This is a genomic window from Streptomyces sp. NPDC054887, from assembly GCF_053610585.1.
This window is the reverse complement of sequence record NZ_JBSGYQ010000098.1, coordinates 1-17,673: the sequence shown is the minus strand read 5'-3', so window position 1 is coordinate 17,673 and position 17,673 is coordinate 1. Positions and strand designations below refer to the sequence as shown.

General features: G+C 71.3%; 12 protein-coding genes. 7 read left to right on the top strand and 5 right to left on the bottom strand.

Annotated features, from left to right (window positions below):
• From ACWGH0_RS32600 to mhpA, 4 genes are all read left to right on the top strand, one after another.
• A partial coding sequence (locus tag ACWGH0_RS32600) for an SDR family NAD(P)-dependent oxidoreductase (protein WP_453407887.1) occupies positions 1-3,078 on the top strand: 3,078 nt, incomplete at its 5' end.
• Positions 3,079-3,125: 47 nt separating this feature from the next.
• The gene (locus tag ACWGH0_RS32595; protein WP_453407886.1) at positions 3,126-6,251 is read left to right on the top strand and encodes a type I polyketide synthase; all 3,126 of its coding nucleotides are present in this window, start codon (positions 3,126-3,128) and stop codon (positions 6,249-6,251) included.
• A gap of 65 nt (positions 6,252-6,316) precedes the next feature.
• On the top strand, positions 6,317-7,114 hold the full coding sequence (locus ACWGH0_RS32590; RefSeq protein ID WP_453407885.1) for an arylamine N-acetyltransferase family protein: 798 nt from the start codon (positions 6,317-6,319) through the stop codon (positions 7,112-7,114).
• Positions 7,115-7,148: 34 nt separating this feature from the next.
• Complete coding sequence (gene mhpA, locus ACWGH0_RS32585) at positions 7,149-8,774, top strand: bifunctional 3-(3-hydroxy-phenyl)propionate/3-hydroxycinnamic acid hydroxylase MhpA (protein WP_453407884.1); 1,626 nt, start codon at positions 7,149-7,151, stop codon at positions 8,772-8,774.
• A 65-nt stretch (positions 8,775-8,839) separates the two neighbouring features.
• Here the strand turns inward: mhpA and ACWGH0_RS32580 are convergent, their stop codons facing one another.
• Complete coding sequence (locus ACWGH0_RS32580) at positions 8,840-9,286, bottom strand: winged helix-turn-helix transcriptional regulator (protein ID WP_453407883.1); 447 nt, start codon at positions 9,284-9,286, stop codon at positions 8,840-8,842.
• 206 nt (positions 9,287-9,492) lie between these two features.
• On the opposite strand from ACWGH0_RS32580, the gene ACWGH0_RS32575 reads away from it, so the two are divergent.
• Both ACWGH0_RS32575 and ACWGH0_RS32570 read left to right on the top strand, forming a co-directional pair.
• Entirely contained in the window at positions 9,493-10,914 is a 1,422-nt protein-coding gene (locus ACWGH0_RS32575; protein ID WP_453407888.1) for an MFS transporter, read from the top strand.
• Between the two features lie 164 nt (positions 10,915-11,078).
• Positions 11,079-12,179 (top strand): Gfo/Idh/MocA family protein, encoded by a 1,101-nt coding sequence (locus ACWGH0_RS32570; RefSeq protein ID WP_453407882.1) that lies wholly within the window; start codon positions 11,079-11,081, stop codon positions 12,177-12,179.
• 85 nt (positions 12,180-12,264) lie between these two features.
• Here ACWGH0_RS32570 and ACWGH0_RS32565 read toward each other — a convergent pair whose 3' ends face one another.
• Genes ACWGH0_RS32565 through ACWGH0_RS32550 form a run of 4 tightly spaced genes read right to left on the bottom strand, consistent with a single transcriptional unit; the run spans position 12,265 to position 16,114 of the window.
• Positions 12,265-13,029, bottom strand: a complete 765-nt coding sequence (locus ACWGH0_RS32565) for a DUF2306 domain-containing protein (protein WP_453407881.1) — start codon at positions 13,027-13,029, stop codon at positions 12,265-12,267.
• A gap of 49 nt (positions 13,030-13,078) precedes the next feature.
• Positions 13,079-13,300, bottom strand: coding sequence for a ferredoxin (locus tag ACWGH0_RS32560; RefSeq protein WP_453407880.1), 222 nt, complete (start codon positions 13,298-13,300; stop codon positions 13,079-13,081).
• A gap of 5 nt (positions 13,301-13,305) precedes the next feature.
• A complete protein-coding gene (locus ACWGH0_RS32555; protein WP_453407879.1) occupies positions 13,306-14,571 on the bottom strand; it encodes a cytochrome P450 in 1,266 nt (421 codons plus the stop codon).
• 37 nt (positions 14,572-14,608) lie between these two features.
• A complete protein-coding gene (locus ACWGH0_RS32550) occupies positions 14,609-16,114 on the bottom strand; it encodes an FAD-binding oxidoreductase (protein ID WP_453407878.1) in 1,506 nt (501 codons plus the stop codon).
• A gap of 236 nt (positions 16,115-16,350) precedes the next feature.
• Between ACWGH0_RS32550 and ACWGH0_RS32545 the strand changes: the two genes are divergently transcribed.
• A complete protein-coding gene (locus tag ACWGH0_RS32545) occupies positions 16,351-17,604 on the top strand; it encodes an acyltransferase family protein (RefSeq protein ID WP_453407877.1) in 1,254 nt (417 codons plus the stop codon).
• Positions 17,605-17,673: the final 69 nt, after the last annotated feature.

The following is a 17,673-nucleotide window of genomic DNA, read 5'->3' as shown; positions in this document are numbered from 1 at the left end:
CAGTGCGAAACCGACGGCATCCGCTCCCGCAAAATCCCCGTCGACTACGCCTCCCACACCAGCCACGTCGAACGCATCGAAGACGAACTCGCCCTCGTCCTGGACGGCCTGCGGCCCACCACCCCCGCCATCCCCATGTTCTCCACCCTCCGTGGCGAGTGGCTGGGTGACACACCCGTCGACGGCCGCTACTGGTACGACAACCTCCGCCACCAAGTCCACTTCGGCGCATCCATCGAAACACTCGTAGCCGACGACTTCCGCGTCTTCGTCGAGATCAGCGCCCACCCGGTCGTCTCCATGGCCGTCCAGGACATCCTCGACACCCACGCCGACTCACCCTCCGTCACCACCGGCACCCTTCGACGCGGCGAAGACACCACCACCCGCTTCCTCACCTCCCTCGCCACCCTCCACGTACGCGGCGTACCGGTGGACTGGCAGCCAATCTTCGGGGACGCCCGGCCCGCCCGGGTCGAGCTGCCGACGTATCCCTTCCAGCGCAGCCGCTACTGGCTGGAGCGAGCCGGCAAGACCGGTGACGTCAGCGGTGCGGGGATCGATCCGGCCGAGCATCCGCTGCTCGGCGCGGTCGTCGAACTGCCCGATTCCGGCGGCGTACTGGCCACCGGACGGCTGTCCCTGAAGTCCCATCCGTGGCTTGCCGACCATGCCGTGTCCGGCACGGTCCTGGTGCCCGGCGCCGCACTCGTCGAGCTCGCGATCCGTGCCGGCGACGAGGCCGGCACCGGTCACCTCGACGAACTCGTCATCGAGGCGCCGCTCACCCTGCCCGCGTCGGGTGCGGTGCGGGTGCAGGTGGCCGTCGGCGGGGTCGACGCGTTCGGCCGCCGCCCCGTGACCGTTCACGCACGGGCCGAGGACTCCGACTCCTGGATCCGGCACGCCACCGGATTCACCGCCGCCGCCGCGGGTGCCGCGCCGGACGGCTCGTACGACTTCGGTGTCTGGCCGCCGAAGGGTGCCGAGGCGCTGTCCGTCGACGACTTCTACGACCTGCGCTATGCGGCCGGCTACGAGTACGGGCCGGTGTTCCAGGGGCTGCGGGCGGTGTGGCGGCGTGGCGAGGAGCTGTTCGCCGAGGTCGCGCTGCCGGACGAGGCGGCGGGCGAAGCCGCCGCGTTCGGGCTGCACCCCGCCCTCCTCGACGCGGCCCTGCACACCGCCGCCTTCGGCTCCGGACCGCAGGGCGCCGACGGCAGAACGCTGCTGCCGTTCGCCTGGAACGGGGTGGCCCTGCACGCCACGGGCGCCGCCCGGCTGCGCGTACGTATCGCTCCGCAGGGTGCCGACACGGTGACGGTCGAGGCGGCGGACACGTCCGGCGCACCCGTCGCCACCGTCGACGGCCTGACCTTCCGGGCTGTGGACACCGCGCAGTTGGGGGCTGCTGGAGACCCGTTGCGGGACGCGGTCTTCCGGGTGGAGTGGCAGCCGGTCGCCGTACCCGACACCACGACCGGCGCCGACTGGCCCGTCCTCGACCTCACCCACCGCACCGACGACGACATACGCACCCTCACCGGCGACGTACTGACCACCGTCCAGAAACTCCTCACCACCGACCCCGACGACACCCGCCTCGTCGTCCTCACCCGCGACGCCACCACCAACCCCGCACAAGCCGCCGTCTGGGGACTCCTGCGCACCGCCCAGAACGAACACCCCGACCGCATCATCCTCACCGACACCCACACCGACACCGACACGACCGGCCTGCTGCACACCGCACTCGCCACCGGTGAACCCCAACTGGCACTACGAAACGGCCAGATCACCGTCCCCCGCCTCACCCGCACCCCCCTCACCACCGGCGACAGCCCCCTCAACCCCAACGGCACCGTCCTCATCACCGGCGGCACCGGCACCCTCGGCGCCCTCACCGCCCGCCACCTCATCACCCACCACCACATCACCCACCTCCACCTCATCAGCCGACGCGGCCCCTCCGCACCCGGCGCCGACCAACTCCACCAAGAACTCACCGCACTCGGCGCCCACATCACCATCAGCGCCGTCGACGCCACCAACCCCGACCAAGTCGCGGCACTCCTCGACACCCTCCACCCCGACCACCCGCTGACCGCCGTCATCCACACCGCAGGCGTACTCGACGACGGCATCATCACCGCCCAGAACCCCGACCGCCTCAACACCGCCTTCACCGCCAAGACCGACGCCGCCCACGTCCTCCACGAAGCCACCAAGAACCACGACCTCGCCGCCTTCGTCCTCTTCTCCTCCGCCGCCGGCACCCTCGGCAACCCCGGACAGGCCAACTACGCCGCCGCCAACGCCGCACTCGACGCCTACGCCCACCACCTCCGCACCCAAGGCACCCCCGCCACCTCCCTCGCCTGGGGTCTGTGGGCCGACGCGAGCGGCATGACGGGGCATCTGGACAGCGGCGACCAGAACCGCATGAGCCGTCAGGGCGCGGCGGCGCTGACGGCCGAGGAGGGCATGGCGCTCCTGGACGCCGGCCTGCGGTCGTCGGAAGCGGCGCTCGTGACCAGCAAGATGAACTTCGGGGCGCTGCGCGCCGCGGCCGTCGACGGCAGCCTCCAGGTCGTTCTGCGGGGCCTGGTACGCCAGCCCCGCAAGGCGGCCCACAGCGCGGCGGACGCACCGGAGTCCCTGGCCGACCAGATGGCCGCGCTCCCCGAGGCCGACCGCCGGCGTCGGCTGCTCGACCTCGTGCGCGGGCACGCCTCGACCGTGCTCGGTGATGTGCCGATCCGTTCGGGTCAGCCCTTCAAGGACGTGGGCTTCGACTCGCTGACAGCGGTCGAGCTGCGCAACCGGCTGGCGACGGCGACCGGTATCCGGCTCCCCGCGACGCTGATCTTCGACTACCCGACCCCGGCAGCCCTCGCCGACCACCTCCAGTCCGAGCTGGTCCCCGGGGACGCGGCCGACGACGTCGCCGCCGCCCCGGCAGCGCCCGTTCTGTCGGCGGCCGAGGCGGAGGCGGCCACCGCCGAGGAGCTCGGCCGTATCGCCGCCATGGACGCCGACGACCTCGTGGCCCGCGCCCTCGGCGCCATCGGCAACTGATCACCGACCGAGCGAACACCTACGGACTGCTGACTGTGGAGGAAACGATGGGAACGCCCAGCGAGCGGCTGGTCGAGGCGCTGCGCGCCTCGCTCATGGAGAACGAACGTCTCAAGCAGGAGAACCAGCGCATCGCGGACGCCGCGCGTGAGCCGGTCGCCATCGTGGGCATGGCCTGCCGGCTGCCCGGCGGCGTGGCCTCCCCCGGTGACCTGTGGCGACTGGTGGACGAGGGCACGGACGCGGTGTCCGGCTTCCCGGAGAGCCGGGGCTGGGACCTGGAACGGCTCTTCGACCCGGACCCGGAGCGTACGGGTACGTCGTACGTCAGCGAGGGCGGCTTCCTCCACGACGCCGGCGAGTTCGACGCGGGTTTCTTCGGGATCTCGCCGCGTGAGGCGCTCGCGATGGACCCGCAGCAGCGGCTGCTCCTGGAGACGTCGTGGGAGGCGTTCGAGCGAGCGGGCCTGGACCCGACCGCGCTTCAGGGCAGCCGGGTGGGCGTGTACTCGGGCGTGATGTACCACGACTACGCGCCGGGGCTCGAGTTCTCCCCCAAGGGGCTCGAAGGCTTCCTGGGCACCGGCAACTCCGGAAGCGTGGCCTCCGGCCGGGTGTCCTACACCCTCGGTCTCGAAGGTCCCGCGATCACGGTGGACACGGCCTGCTCGTCCTCGCTCGTGGCGCTGCACCTGGCGGTCCAGTCGCTGCGCAACGGTGAGATCGACATGGCGCTCGCCGGAGGGGCCGCGGTCATGGGCACGCCGGGTGTGTTCGTGGAGTTCTCGCGCCAGCGGGGCCTGTCCACCGACGGCCGCTGCAAGGCGTTCGCGGACGCCGCCGACGGCACCGGGTGGGCGGAGGGCGTAGGCGTACTGCTCGTCGAACGGCTCTCCGATGCCGAACGCCTCGGCCACCCCGTGCTCGCGGTCGTACGCGGCACGGCGGTCAACCAGGACGGCGCGTCCAACGGCCTCACCGCCCCCAACGGCCCCTCCCAGCAGCGCGTCATCCGCGCCGCCCTCGACAACGCCGGACTCACCCCCGCCGACATCGACACCGTCGAAGCGCACGGCACCGGCACCACCCTGGGCGACCCCATCGAGGCGCAGGCGCTCATCGCCACCTACGGCAAGGGGCGCGACGCCGAACAGCCGCTCTGGCTCGGCTCGTTGAAGTCCAACATCGGCCACGCCCAGTCGGCCGCCGGTGTCGCCGGGATCATCAAGATGGTCGAGGCAATACGGCACGGGGTGCTGCCCAGGACCCTGCATGTGGACGAGCCGTCGACGAAGGTCGACTGGTCCGAGGGCGCGGTGGAACTGCTCACCGAGGCCCGCCCGTGGCCCGAGCTCGACCGCCCGCGCCGCGCCGCCGTCTCCTCCTTCGGCGTCAGCGGCACCAACGCCCACGTCATCATCGAGCAGGCACCGGCCCCCGCCCCCGAAGAGCAGACCGCCGCAGCGGACGCCGCACCCGGCGTCGTGCCGTGGCTCGTCTCCGCCAAGACCGCGAACGCCCTGCACGCCCAGGCCGAGCGCCTCCTCGCCGGTACGGAGCACCTCGGGTCGGTGGCGGTGGGCCAGGGGCTGGCCTTCGACCGGGCCCAGCTGGACCGCCGTGCGGTCGTGGTCGGCGCCGGCCGGGAGGAACTGACCGACGGCCTGCGGGCGCTGGCGGCGGGAGAATCCGCCACCGAACTGATCACGGGCACGGCGGACGTGGACGGCAAGACCGCGTTCGTCTTCCCCGGACAGGGACACCAGTGGGCCGGCATGGGAGCCCAGCTCCTCGACGACTCACCCGTCTTCGCTACCGCGATGACCGAGTGCGCACAAGCCCTCAGCACCTACGTCGACTGGTCACTGATCGACGTCATACGCCAGGCGGACGGCGCCCCCGGCTTCGACCGCGTCGACGTCGTACAGCCCGCCTCCTTCGCCATCATGGTGTCGCTCGCCCGGCTGTGGCAGCACCACGGGCTCACCCCCGACGCCGTCATCGGCCACTCCCAGGGCGAAATCGCCGCAGCCCACATCGCCGGCGCCCTCACCCTCGACGACGCCGCCCGCATCGTCACCCTCCGCAGCCAAGCCATCGGCGCCCACCTCGCCGGACACGGCGGCATGATGTCCCTCCCCCTGCCCCTGCAAACGGCGAAGGAACGTATCGCCTCCTACCAGGGCCGCATCGAAATCGCCGCCGTCAACGGACCCACCTCCACCGTCGTCGCCGGCGACGCCGACGCACTCGACAACCTCCACACCCAGTGCGAAACCGACGGCATACGAGCCCGCAAGATCCCCGTCGACTACGCCTCCCACACCAGCCACGTCGAACGCATCGAAGACGAACTCGCCCTCGTCCTCGACGGCCTGCGGCCCACCGCCCCCACCATCCCCATGTTCTCCACCCTCCGGGGCGAGTGGCTGGGAAACACACCCGTCGACGGCCGCTACTGGTACGACAACCTCCGCCACCAAGTCCGCTTCGGCGAATCCATCGAAACACTCGTAGCCGACGACTTCCGTACCTTCGTCGAGATCAGCGCCCACCCCGTGCTGAGCATGCCGGTGCGCGAGATCGTCGAGAGCCGGGCCGGTGCGCCGACCGTCGTGGGCGGGACGCTGCGGCGCGGCGACGGCGGGCTTCAGCGGTTCCTGCTGTCGGCGGCCGAGCTGCACGTGCGCGGCGTACCGCTCGACTGGCGACCGGCTTTCGGGGACGCGCGGCCCGCCCGGGTCGAGCTGCCCACCTATCCCTTCCAGCACCGGCACTACTGGCTCGCGCAGGTGCAGCCCAACGGGGCCGCCGACGAGCTGACGGCCGCGGGCTTCACCGACCCTGACGAGGAGACCGACATGACGTCGTCCAAGGAATCGTTCGCCGAGCGGATCGCCGGCCTTTCGGACGAGGAGCGGGCCGACGCCCTGCTCGAACTGGTACGGACCGAGACGGCGGCCGTGCTCGGCCACGCCGACGCGGACGCGGTCGACGACGACGAGGCGTTCTTCGACGTGGGGTTCAACTCGCTGACCGCCGTCGAGCTGCGCAACCGGCTGGCGGAGGAGCTCGGCGTGGAGCTTCCCGTGATGCTGCTGTTCGACCAGCCGACGCCCGCGATGGTCGCGGAGTACCTGGCCGGCAAGGTCGCGGTCCCCGCCGGGGCCTGACGAACTTCCTCACCCGCCCACGGCGGCCCCTCGTGCACACCCTTCCGAAAGGTACGGACGCATTCATGTTCGACGTCGATCACTATCTCGCCAAGCTCGGCCACAGCGGCCCGCATCCCGCCGCCACCCTGGAGACGCTCCGCGTCCTCCACAAGGCGCACCTGATGACCATCCCCTTCGACAACGCCCTCAACGAGGAGCGCGGCACGGCGATCTGGGACGGTGTCGACATCGACGTCGACACCACCTACAAGGAGGTCGTGGTCGGTGGCCGCGGCGGTGTCTGCTACGAACTGAACGGGCTCTTCCGCGCACTGCTGGGCCGTCTCGGCTTCGAGGTCGTGGTCTTCTCGGCCGGCGTGCGCGGCCCCGACGGCAGTTTCGGTCCGGAGCTGGAGCACCTGTTCAACGGTGTGCGCATCGACGGTGAGTGGTACCTGGCCGACGTCGGCTACTCGGGTCCTTCGCTGATCGAGCCGGTACGGGTCTCCCCCGAGGCGCAGGAGCAGTACGGCAGCCAGTTCCGGGTGGTGGAGCGGTCCGCCGCCGATCCGGACGGTACGGGCTTCCACTACCTGGAGCGCAAGCCGCGCGACGGCGAGTGGGGCACCATCCACCGCTTCAGGCTCCGGGCGCGCAGCTTCTCGGAGTGGCTGGACACCGAGAACCCGGTCCTCGACGAGTACGCCCGGATGCTTGCCGCCAATGTCACGTACATCCGCGGCCGGGCCCTGGAGAACGGGCAGATGACGCTGACCGGCCGCCGTCTGCTGACCGTCGAGGACGGGCGGGAGCACGTCCGGGTGCTCGTCAAGCAGCCCGACCTCGACGCCGCGATCAAGCACGTCCTGCTTCAGGACTGACCCTGCACCGCCACTCACGAAAGAGGAGTACACGATGTCTGCGTCGGCCGATAGTGCGCTGTGGTGGCCTGACGACGTGGCGGATCTGCTCGTCGTCGGCTACGGCCCGGTGGGGCAGGTGCTGGCCAACCTGATGGCCCAGCGCGGCCGCCGGGTGATCGTCGTCGAGCGGCACCCCAGGCCGTACACGATGCCGCGCGCGGTCGCCTTCGACGGCGAGGCGGCCCGCGTCCTGGCCTCGGCCGGGGTCGCCGGCCACCTGGCCTCGGTCGGTGAGCCGTCCGGGGACTACATGTGGCGCAACGGCGCCGGGCAGGACCTGCTCTACATCGGCGCCGCCGAGGAGCACGGCCGCAACGGCTGGCCCGAGTCGACGTCCATGTACCAGCCGGGTCTCGAAGAGGCCCTGATCGCGCGCGGCGAGCGGCTTCCCGGGCTGACCGTGCTGCGCGGGTACGAGGCCGTCGACCTGGCCGAGACGGACGACGGCGTGGAGCTGGCCGTACGGGGCGCGGACGGGACGCGTCGCCGGCTGCGGGGGCGCTTCGTCGTCGGCTGCGACGGGGCGAACAGCTTCGTACGCCGCCGCATCGGCACCCCGGCCACGGACCTGGGCTTCCACCACGAGTGGCTGATCTGCGACCTGGTGCTGCACGACCGGCGCGAGTTCACGCCGAACAACCTCCAGATCTGCGACCCGGCCCGTCCCCGCACCCAGGTGTCGGCCGGTCCCGGGCACCGGCGGTGGGAGTTCATGCTGCTGCCGGGCGAGACCAAGGAGGAGATGGACACCGCGGAGACCGCGTGGCGGCTCCTGGAGCTGTGCGGCATCACTCCTGACGACGGTGTCATGGAGCGGCACGCCGTGTACGCCTTCCAGGCCGCGACCGCCCAGCAGTGGCGTGCCGGGCGGCTGTTGATCGCGGGGGACGCGGCGCACCTGATGCCGCCGTTCGCCGGCCAGGGCATGAGTTCGGGCTTCCGTGACGCCGCCAACCTCGTGTGGAAGCTGGACCTGGTGCTCGCCGGTCGCGCCGACGAGTCGCTGCTCGACTCGTACACCGAGGAGCGGCGTACGCACGTGCAGCACGCCATCGGGATGTCGGTGAACCTCGGCAAGGTGATCTGCCAGACCGACGCCAAGGCGGCGGCCGACCGTGACGCGGTGATGATCGCGGCGCGCGAGCGCAAGCTGGCCCGGCCGCAGCAGTCGCCGTTCCATCCGCTCACCAAGGGCCTGTTGAGCCGCGACGAGAAGGGCAGGCGGCGGCCCGGGTCGGGTGACCAGGTGCCGCAGCCGAGGGTCGCGGGCGCGGGCGGCGAAGGGCTGTTCGACGACGTGGTCGGGCGGGGCTTCGTGTTCGTGTCCCGGGACGATCCGGCGGAGCTGCTCGACGCCGGGGACCGCGCGTTCCTGGCCGGGCTCGGGACGCGCCTGGTGTGGCTGCGCGACGCCGGTGCTGCCTCCGACGCCCCCGCCGGTGCCGGTGTCGTGGTCGACGTCGAGGGGGCGTACGGCGCCTACCTGGACGGGATCGGGGCGCGGAGCGTCCTGGTCCGCCCGGACACGTACGTCTACGGCGCGGCGGCCGACGCCGCTTCGGCGGCGCGGCTCGTGGACGGCCTGCGGGAGCACCTGGCTCCGTTACGGGTGGCGTGAGCACGCGGAGCGGGGCGCCGGGGTCCCCGGGCGCCCCGCGCTTCGCGTGCGGGGCGCTCCGGTGGTCAGCCGGCCAGTGCGGGGGTGCGGTCCGCCTCGGCGGCGGCCAGGACGTCGTCGTAGTCGGCGCGGGCCCGGTCGATCTCGTGCAGGTGGCGCTCCGCCCAGCCGGTGAGCAGGACGAGCGAGTCGTACAGCTCGCAGGCCATCGGCGTGGCCGTGTACTCGACCTTCGGCGGCACCGTCGGATACACGGTGCGGGTCAGCAGGCCGTCACGCTCCAGGTTGCGGAGCGTGAGCGTCAGCATGCGGCGGCTGATGCCCTTGACCTGGCGCTCCAGTTCGGTGAAGCGGGCCGGGCCCTGCGTGGTGACCAGCAGGATGCCGATACTCCACTTCCCGCTCACCCGGCCGAGGACCTCAAGAACCGAACAGGCGGACTGCGCGGCAGGAGTTTCGCACTGCTTCACGGCGCTGACCTCGGTGGTCACACCGGTGTTCCCCTGAGACATAAAAGTGCCTCCTTCCCATCGAGTTCATGGTCCCAGACCATGAACTCTGTAACAAGACGTGCACTTAGGCAGCCGCCCTGAGTCAGCCGCACTCGTCAGCCCATGTGCAGCACCCCCCATTCCGTTCCCGGACAAGGAAGTTGAGATCCGTGACCTCAAAAACGAAATCCAGCTCGCGCGGGCTGGCGCTCGCCATTCTCTGCGCGATGCAGCTGATGATCGTCCTCGACGGGACGATCGTGACGGTCGCCCTGCCCACCATCCAGAACGACCTGGACTTCTCCCAGAGCGGGCTGTCCTGGGTGGTGAACTCCTACCTGATCGCCTTCGCGGGCCTCCTCCTCCTGTCGGGCCGCCTCGGTGACCTGCTCGGCACCAAGAAGGTGTTCCTGGCCGGTCTGGTCACCTTCACCGCCGCGTCGCTCCTCTGCGGCATCGCCACCACCTCGGAGCTGCTGATCGCCGGCCGCTTCCTCCAGGGCGTGGGCGCCGCACTGGCCTCGGCCGTGGTGCTCGGCATGATCGTCGGCCTGTACCCGGAGCCGGGCGAGCAGGCCAAGGCGATGGGCATCTACGGCTTCGTGTCGGCCGGCGGCGCCTCGGTCGGCCTGATCGCGGGCGGTGTCATCACCGAGACGCTGGGCTGGCACTGGGTGTTCCTGATCAACCTGCCGATCGGCGCGGTGGCCCTGGTCGCCGGTCTGCGGCTGCTCACCGGGCGGCCGGGTCTCGGCCTGCGGGCCGGCGCGGACGCGATCGGCGCTGTGCTCGTCACCGCCGGTCTCTCGCTGGGCGTGTTCACCATCTCGCAGGTCGCCGAGGACAAGCACAGCAACGGTGAGCTGGGTCTGTACGGCGCGATCTCGGTCCTGCTGCTGGCCGCGTTCGTGCTCCGCCAGGCCAAGGCCGCCAAGCCGCTGCTCGCCCTGCGCATCTTCCGCAACCGGGAGATCTCCGGCGCGAACATCGCGGTGGTGCTGCTCTTCGCGGCCGGCTTCGGCTTCCAGTTCCTCAACGCCCTGTACCTCCAGCGCGTCCTCGGCTTCGACTCGATGCAGACCGGCCTGGCGTTCCTCCCCGCGCCCATCGTCATCGGCACCATGTCGCTGTTCTTCACGGCGAAGCTCACCGCCCGCTACGGCACCCGCCGGGTGCTGCTGACCGGCCTGCTGTTCCTGGGCGCCGGCCTGCTGCTGCTCAGCCGGGCGCCCGTCGACGGCAACTACGCCACGGACGTGCTCCCGACCCTCGTCATCCAGGGCTTCGGCATGGGCCTCACCGTCCCGGCGGTCATCATGCGGGCCATGTCGGGCGCCGCGCCCGCCGACGCCGGTCTGGCGTCGGGCCTGAACACCACCGCCCAGCAGGCGGGCGCCGCGGTCGGCCTCGCGGTCCTGGCCACGGTGGCCACCTCGTACAGCAACTCCCTGATCAGCGAGGGCACCGCGCAGGTGCAGGCGCTGCGGGACGGCTACGGGCTCGGGTTCCAGTTCTCCGCCGGGTTCGTCTTCCTCGCCTGGCTCGTGACCTTCTTCGTCCTGCGGGACAAGCCGGCCGCGCAGCCGGACGCGTCGGACCGGCCCGCCGACCAGGCGGCCGCCCAGGCCGCGCCCGTCACCGTGCACTGACCCGGTCACCGGGTGATCCACTGAGCCAACGGACGGGAGCGCGGCCGGTGTTGTCTGCCGGCCGCGCTCCGGTCCGTTGGCGGTGGGGCCGGCGGTGAGGCCACCGCGGGCCGTCCAGAACGAGCAAGCAACGTACGTACGCAACAGACCGAGAGGTGTTCACCGTGGCGGACAGGATCCGAGTGGGAGTGGTAGGAGCGCACGCCGAACGGGGGTGGGGACGGGGGATCCATCTGCCCGCCCTGGCGGCTTCCCGCGACGACTACGAGATCACCGCGGTCGCCGGCACGAGCCCGGAGTCGGCGCGGGCCGCGGCCGGCGTGTGGGGCGCCCGGCACGCCTTCGCCGACGCCCGCGAGCTGATGGCGCACCCGGAGGTCGACCTCGTCACCGTCGCCGTGCAGCTCCCCCAGCGCGACGGCCTGGTGGACGCGGCGATCGCGGCCGGGAAGCACGTCTACAGCGAGTGGCCGCTGGCGCTCGACGCGGACACCGCCGAGCGGTTCCGCACGAGCGCGGACAAGGCCGGCGTCCGGCACGCCGTCGGGCTCCAGTCACGGCACCACCCGGCGATCCGGCTGCTGCGCGACCTGCTCGCGGACGGCCTGGTCGGCGAGGTCCTCTCCACGTCGCTCGGTTACTCGCTGGCGGCCCCCGAGGTCTGGTCGCAGCGGTACGCCGCCCTGTTCGACCACACCAAGGGCGTCAACCACGTGGCCGTCGTCGGCGGCCACGCCCTCGACATGTACGGCTCGGCGGTCGGCGGTTTCGCCGAGCTCTCCGCGACCCTGACGACGCGGATCGACCGCGTCACGATGCAGGAGACGGGCGAGGAGATCGAGGTGACGTCGCCGGACCAGATCGTGGTGGCGGGCCTGCTGGAGTCGGGGGCGGCGGCCTCGGCGCACTTCATGACGGGCGGCCCCCGCGGCGACGGCTTCCGCATCGAGGTGCACGGGCGGGCGGGCCGGCTGGTGCTGCGCTCCACGGACGACTCGCTGGTGGGCCCCGAGTTCGTGCTCACCCACGCCCGCGCCAACGGCGGCCCCGTCGAGGAGATCGCGCTGCCCGCCTCCTACCGCCCCGCACTGGACGGCGTGCCGTCCCCGGTGAGCAACGTGCACCAGGTGTACGCGGACCTGGCGCGGGCCATCCGTACGGGCGAGTCCTTCGAGCCGGACTTCGGCACGGCCGTCCGTACGCACCGCCTGCTGGACGCGGTCAAGCGGTCCGCGGCGACGGGCGGGCGTCAGCGCCTGGGGTGAACCGGTCCGCTCACCCGCACGACGAAGGCCGCCCCCGGGACCCGGGGGCGGCCTTCGTACGCGGTGACCGGTGGTCCGTACGCGATCAGGAGGGCATCGCGGCCTTGCGCCGGGCCGCGCGCGCCTTGTGGCGGGCGGCGGCGCCGCGTTCGATCAGCCACCACTCGGCGATGAGCAGCGGGATGATCCAGCCCGGCCAGGACGCCAGCCCCGCCCGCGCCTGCCCCCACGCGATGAGCGTCGGGATGTCCTGGGTGACGGGCATCGGCAGGATGGTGTGGTCGTAGATCACGCCGAGGATGCGGCTGAAGATGATCGACAGTGTCAGCGCGAAGCTGCGCACCATCCACCGCCGGTGCTCGTCCTGACGGCCCTGCCGGGCCATCCGGATACCGGCTATCGCCGTACCGGCCCACAGCACCGAGGTGGTGACGGTGCTCACCTGCATCGACAGGCCGGACGGGCTGACCATGGCGACGGCGACACCGGCGACGGCGCCGGGCAGGACGCCCGCGAGGACGTACAGCCGGCCGCTGATCCGGTGGACCTTCGGGTGCTTCTTGCGCAGGGCGGGCCAGACCTGGAGGCAGCAGGTGACCAGGGCGACCGTGCCGAACACGACATGGGCGACCAGGACCGGGTAGTGCCACGAGTGGCCGGGCGCCAGCGGGATCTTGCTGTCCGCCGGGTCGAAGGTGAGGTAGCGCGGCACGTTGTACGCGATGAACACCGCGGCCACGGTCGCGAGCGGACCGACCCAGGGGCGTCTCCACCAGCGTACGGACGGTCCGGCCGCGGCCGGTCGTCCTGGGCCGGAGGTGCGCTCCGGCTCGGTCGTCGTGATCGTCACGACCGTTCTCCTGTCTTCATGGTCAAAGCGTGTGATCAGGACGTGAGGGTCAGTCGGCCGCGACGAGCGAGTCGCCGGTGGCCAGGTCGGTGACGTCGATGGCGCGGTACGGGCAGTAGTCCGCCGCGTCGAGCACGTCCTCGTCCGGTTCGATCCGGGACTCGACGGGCTCCGCCTTGCCGCCGGCGAGCCGGAAACGGTCGGGCAGGTTGCCGTTGCACAGGCCGGCGCCCATGCAGGCGTGCTGGTCCACCTCGATGTGCCAGGTCACGGCGGTCACCACTTCACGGGCAGACCGGCGACGCCGCGTACGACGTTGTCGGTCTTCCAGGGCACGTCCTCGGCGGGCACGGCGAGTTCGACGTCCGGCAGCCGGCGCAGCAGCGTGCCGAGGGCGACCTGGAGCTCCAGGCGGGCCAGCGGGGCGCCCAGGCAGTGGTGGATGCCGTGGCCGAACGCGATGTGCGGGTTGTGCTCGCGGGTGAGGTCGAGGTCCTCGGGGTTCTCGAAGACGCGGGGGTCACGGTTGCCGACCGCCGGGAAGATCATGACGGCCTCGCCGGCCTTCACGAGCTGGCCGCCGAGCTCCAGGTCCTCGGTGGCGATGCGGGTGTTCTCCGAGTACGGGCTGAGCGGGGTGACGCGCAGCAGCTCCTCGATGGCGGTGTTGAGCAGCTCCGGCCGGTCGACCAGCTTCTGCCACTCCTCACGGCGGCTGAGCAGGATGTACAGGTGGTTGGCGAGCTGGTTGGCCGTGGTGTGGTGGCCGGTGGCGAGGAGCGCGATCGACATGGTGATCAGCTCCTCCTCGCTGAGCTTGTCCTGCTCGTCGCGGGCGGCGACGAGGGCGGACAGCAGGTCGTCGCCGGGCTGCGCGCGCCGCTTGGCGATCAGCGAGGACATGTACTCGGGGAGCTTCTCGAAGCGCGCCTCGTTCATCTCCTCCAGGGTGTGCTCGTCCCCGAGGGTCAGCCAGGTGTCGATCCAGGCGCGGAACTTGTAGTGGTCCTCCAGCGGGACGTCGAGCATCTCGCAGATGACGGTGATGGGCAGCATCCAGGCGTACTGGGCGGCCAGGTCGCCGGTGTTGCCGGAGGCGAGCATCTTGTCGAGCAGCTCGTCGGCTATCTCCTGGGCGCGCGGGCGCATCTGCTCGACCCGGCGGACGGTGAACGCCTTGGCGACCAGCTTGCGCAGCCGGCCGTGCTCGGGGTCGTCCATGCTGACGATGTTCAGTTCCTCGACGGCCTTGCGGACGCGCGGGACGTCCTTGCCGACGGTGGCCTCGCGGCTGAACCGGCGGTCGGCGAGGACGGTCTTGACGTCGGCGTGCCGGGTGGCGAGCCACGCCTCGCCGCCGTACTGCATGTCGACGCGGGTGAGCGCGGCCTGCTCGCGGATCTCGGCGTACTTGGGGTGCAGTTCGGTGGTGACCGGCTCCCCGAAGGGGTAGCCGGGCACGAGGCCGTGCATGGGGCAGCCCGGCGGGGGTGCGGCGGCCTCGCCGGGCTGCCCGCTGGACTCGTTCTCGGTGACCGTCATCGCGATTGCCTTTCTGGGTGGGTGGGAGGGAGCGGTGTCAGTTGCCGATGGCGCGCGGGTGGTTGAAGAACCGCGTGGGGTCGTACGCCTTCTTGACCGACAGCAGGCGCTCGTAGTTGGCGCCGTAGTAGGCGCGCTGCCAGTCCTTGAGGTACGTGTCGGGGAAGTTGATGTACGAGTGGCCCGTGGACAGCGGGTCGATGGTGTTGAAGCCGTTGGTGGCCCAGGCGACGGCGGCTGCCGAGTCCTCGGCGGCCGGCGCGGCGCTGCCGAGCGCGACGCCGTACCCGACGTGGAACAGCGCGTCGCGGTGGACGAACGCGTTGGCGCGGGGGGACAGGTCGGCGACGGCGCCGCCGAGGCCCATGAAGCTGAGGTAGCGGGTCTGCCCGGCCGTGGGCGTGCCCTCGAACGCGGCGAGAGCGGCGGCGGTGCCGCTGGTGCCGAGCGGCTTGCTGATCATGCGGGCGCGCATCCGCTGCCACTGGGTGCGCGGCGGGTGGGGGGCGCCGTCGGCGATCCCGTACACGTGCTGCATGCCGTCGGAGAACGCCAGGTCGAGAACCTTGCTGCTGGCGGGGGTGGCGCCGACGCGGGCGTTGAGCTCGGCCAGTCCGGCGTCGGCCTGCTCCTTGGTGGCGTAGTACGCGCCCTGCTGGAGGATGATCGGCGGGTTGCCGGATCCTGCGTCCGGCTGGATGACGATGACCTGGGCGTTGCTGCGGCGCGGGGTGGTGACGTACCACTCCTGCCAGGCGGCGAGGAACGAGTCGGCGTCGTCCCAGTTCCAGAACTGCTCGTAGAAGACCATGCGCGGGGCCGAGACGGGCCGCACCTCGAAGTCGACGACGACACCGAAGTTGCCGCCGCCGCTGCCGCGCAGCGCCCAGAACAGGTCGGGGTTGCAGGTCTCGGAGGCGCGCACCTGGCGGCCGTCGGCGAGCACGACCTGGGCGGAGACGAGCCGGTCGGAGCCGATGCCGAACGCGCGGCTCTGGTAGCCGATGCCACCGCCGGACAGGTATCCGCCGACGGCCACGTCGGGGCAGGTGCCGGTGACGAACTGCTGGTTGTACGGCTTGAGGGCGGCCAGCGCCTCGATGCTGTGGACGCCGGGGCCCAGGTGCACGGTCGGCTGCCCGCCGCCGCGGATGTGCTTGATGCGGCGTACGTCGAGGACGATGCCGTCACCGGTGGACCAGCCCGCGAAGTTGTGGCCGCCGCTGCGGGTGCGCAGCGTCAGGCCGTTGTCCCGGGCGAAGCGGACGACGGCGCTGACGTCGTCGGCGGTCTCGCCGTAGACGACACCGGCGGGCCGGATCGCGTCGTACTCGCCGATCGCCAGCTGCTTCGACGTGTCGTAAGCGGTGTCGCCGGGCAGCACGACGTCGCCCTGGATGCGGGAGCGCAGCGCCGCCCAGTCCGGAGCCGTGGCGGTGGTTCCGCCGCCGCCGTCCGCGTACGCCGAGGTGCCGGTGCCGGCGACCGCGGCGGTGGCGGCGAGCGCGCCGCCGGCACGGAGCAGATTCCTTCTGTCGAGCATGGGTCCTCCGAGGAAAGTACGTGCTGTCACATGAGGTAAGGCAGTAATGCAGGTAAACCGTATTCAGCACCCATGGGCCCGCGCATTCCCCTGAATGCCCCCTCATTTACGGGGAGTTGGAACACAGGGGGCGCTAAGGGTGTGCGCGGCGCCGCGTTCTTCCTAATGTCGCCGTGCCGCCACCAATCGCTTCGGCCCCGAAATGGAGACACGACGTGTCCGCAACCATGCCGACCGTGGATTCCGATCCAGACATACGAAGAGAGCGCAAGGCGCTTCCGTCACTGACGGGCGTCCGGTTCTTCGCCGCGCTTCTGGTGTTCTTCATCCACGCACTTCAGCCCATTGGCCCGGTCGACCACTCGGGGCCCGTCAACCCGTTCGGCGACAAGGACGTCGCGGACGGGCTGTACACGTTCTTCGGACCCGCCGGCTTCCTGGGCGTGTCCTTCTTCTTCCTGCTCAGTGGATTCGTCATCACCTGGTCGGTGAAGCCGGGTGAGCGGCTGACCGCCTATTGGCGGCGGCGACTCGTGAAGATCTTCCCGAACCACCTCGTGATGTGGACCCTGGCGCTCGGCCTCTTCGCCTACGCCTACACCTCGGTGACCACGGGATTCCTCAGCCTGTTCCTGGTGAATTCCTGGGTCAACGCGCTCGACGTGCAGATGAGCGTCAATGCGCCGTCCTGGTCGCTGTGCGCCGAGATGCTGTTCTACCTGAGCTTCCCGCTGCTCCTGCACTTCGTGCGGAAGATTCCGGCCCGCCGCCTCTACTGGTGGGCCGCCGGCACCATCGTGGGCATGATCGGCGTCGGCCTGGTGACGACGTACGTGATCACGGACTCGCCGAGCAACCCGATGATCCCGCTGTCGCCGTCCCAGATGTGGTTCAACTACACGCTGCCGCCCACCCGCATGTTCGAGTTCGTCCTCGGCATGCTGCTGGCGCGGATCGTCCTCGCGGGCCGCTGGCCGAAGATCGGCGCGGTGCCGGTCGTCGCCCTGGTGGCCGCCGGGTACGCCGCCGCCATCTACGTGCCGGCGCCCTACAACTTCGTCGCCACCACGGCCATCCCCTTCAGCGTCGCGATCGCCTCGCTGGCCGCCGCCGACGTGCGCGGCGCCAACACCCGGCTCCAGGGCCCGGTCATGCAGTGGCTCGGCAACGTCTCCTTCGGCTTCTACCTGGCCCAGGGCGTGGTGATCTTCTGGGGCCGGCAGGCGCTGCTCGGCAACGGCACCTTCAGCACGCCGGTGGCGATCCTGGTCATGATCGGGATGTTCGCCGCCACGCTGCTGGCCGGCTGGATGCTCTACACCTTCGTGGAGATGCCGGCCATGCGCCGCTGGAGCAGGCCGCGTCCGCGCCCCGTCCCGGCCCCGGCGCCCCGCGCCGAGGAGGGCCCGGCCCTGGTCTCCGTGCCGCGTGAGTCGGCCCGTACCGCCGCGGCCGTCGCGCCCGGGTCGGAACCGGCCGTACGCCCCTGAACCCCTCCCGGCCCGGCCGTCCCCCGCCCGGGACCGGGAGGCCCGCGTCCGGCGGGCACGGCACCCGCC

Coding starts and splice junctions, on each gene's coding strand:
- ACWGH0_RS32590 (WP_453407885.1), top strand. CDS start 6,317: ATGTTCGACGTCGATCACTATCTCGCCAAGCTCGGCCACAGCGGCCCG.
- mhpA (WP_453407884.1), top strand. CDS start 7,149: ATGTCTGCGTCGGCCGATAGTGCGCTGTGGTGGCCTGACGACGTGGCG.
- ACWGH0_RS32575 (WP_453407888.1), top strand. CDS start 9,493: ATGCAGCTGATGATCGTCCTCGACGGGACGATCGTGACGGTCGCCCTG.
- ACWGH0_RS32555 (WP_453407879.1), bottom strand. CDS start 14,571: ATGACGGTCACCGAGAACGAGTCCAGCGGGCAGCCCGGCGAGGCCGCC.
- ACWGH0_RS32595 (WP_453407886.1), top strand. CDS start 3,126: ATGGGAACGCCCAGCGAGCGGCTGGTCGAGGCGCTGCGCGCCTCGCTC.
- ACWGH0_RS32550 (WP_453407878.1), bottom strand. CDS start 16,114: ATGCTCGACAGAAGGAATCTGCTCCGTGCCGGCGGCGCGCTCGCCGCC.
- ACWGH0_RS32580 (WP_453407883.1), bottom strand. CDS start 9,286: ATGTCTCAGGGGAACACCGGTGTGACCACCGAGGTCAGCGCCGTGAAG.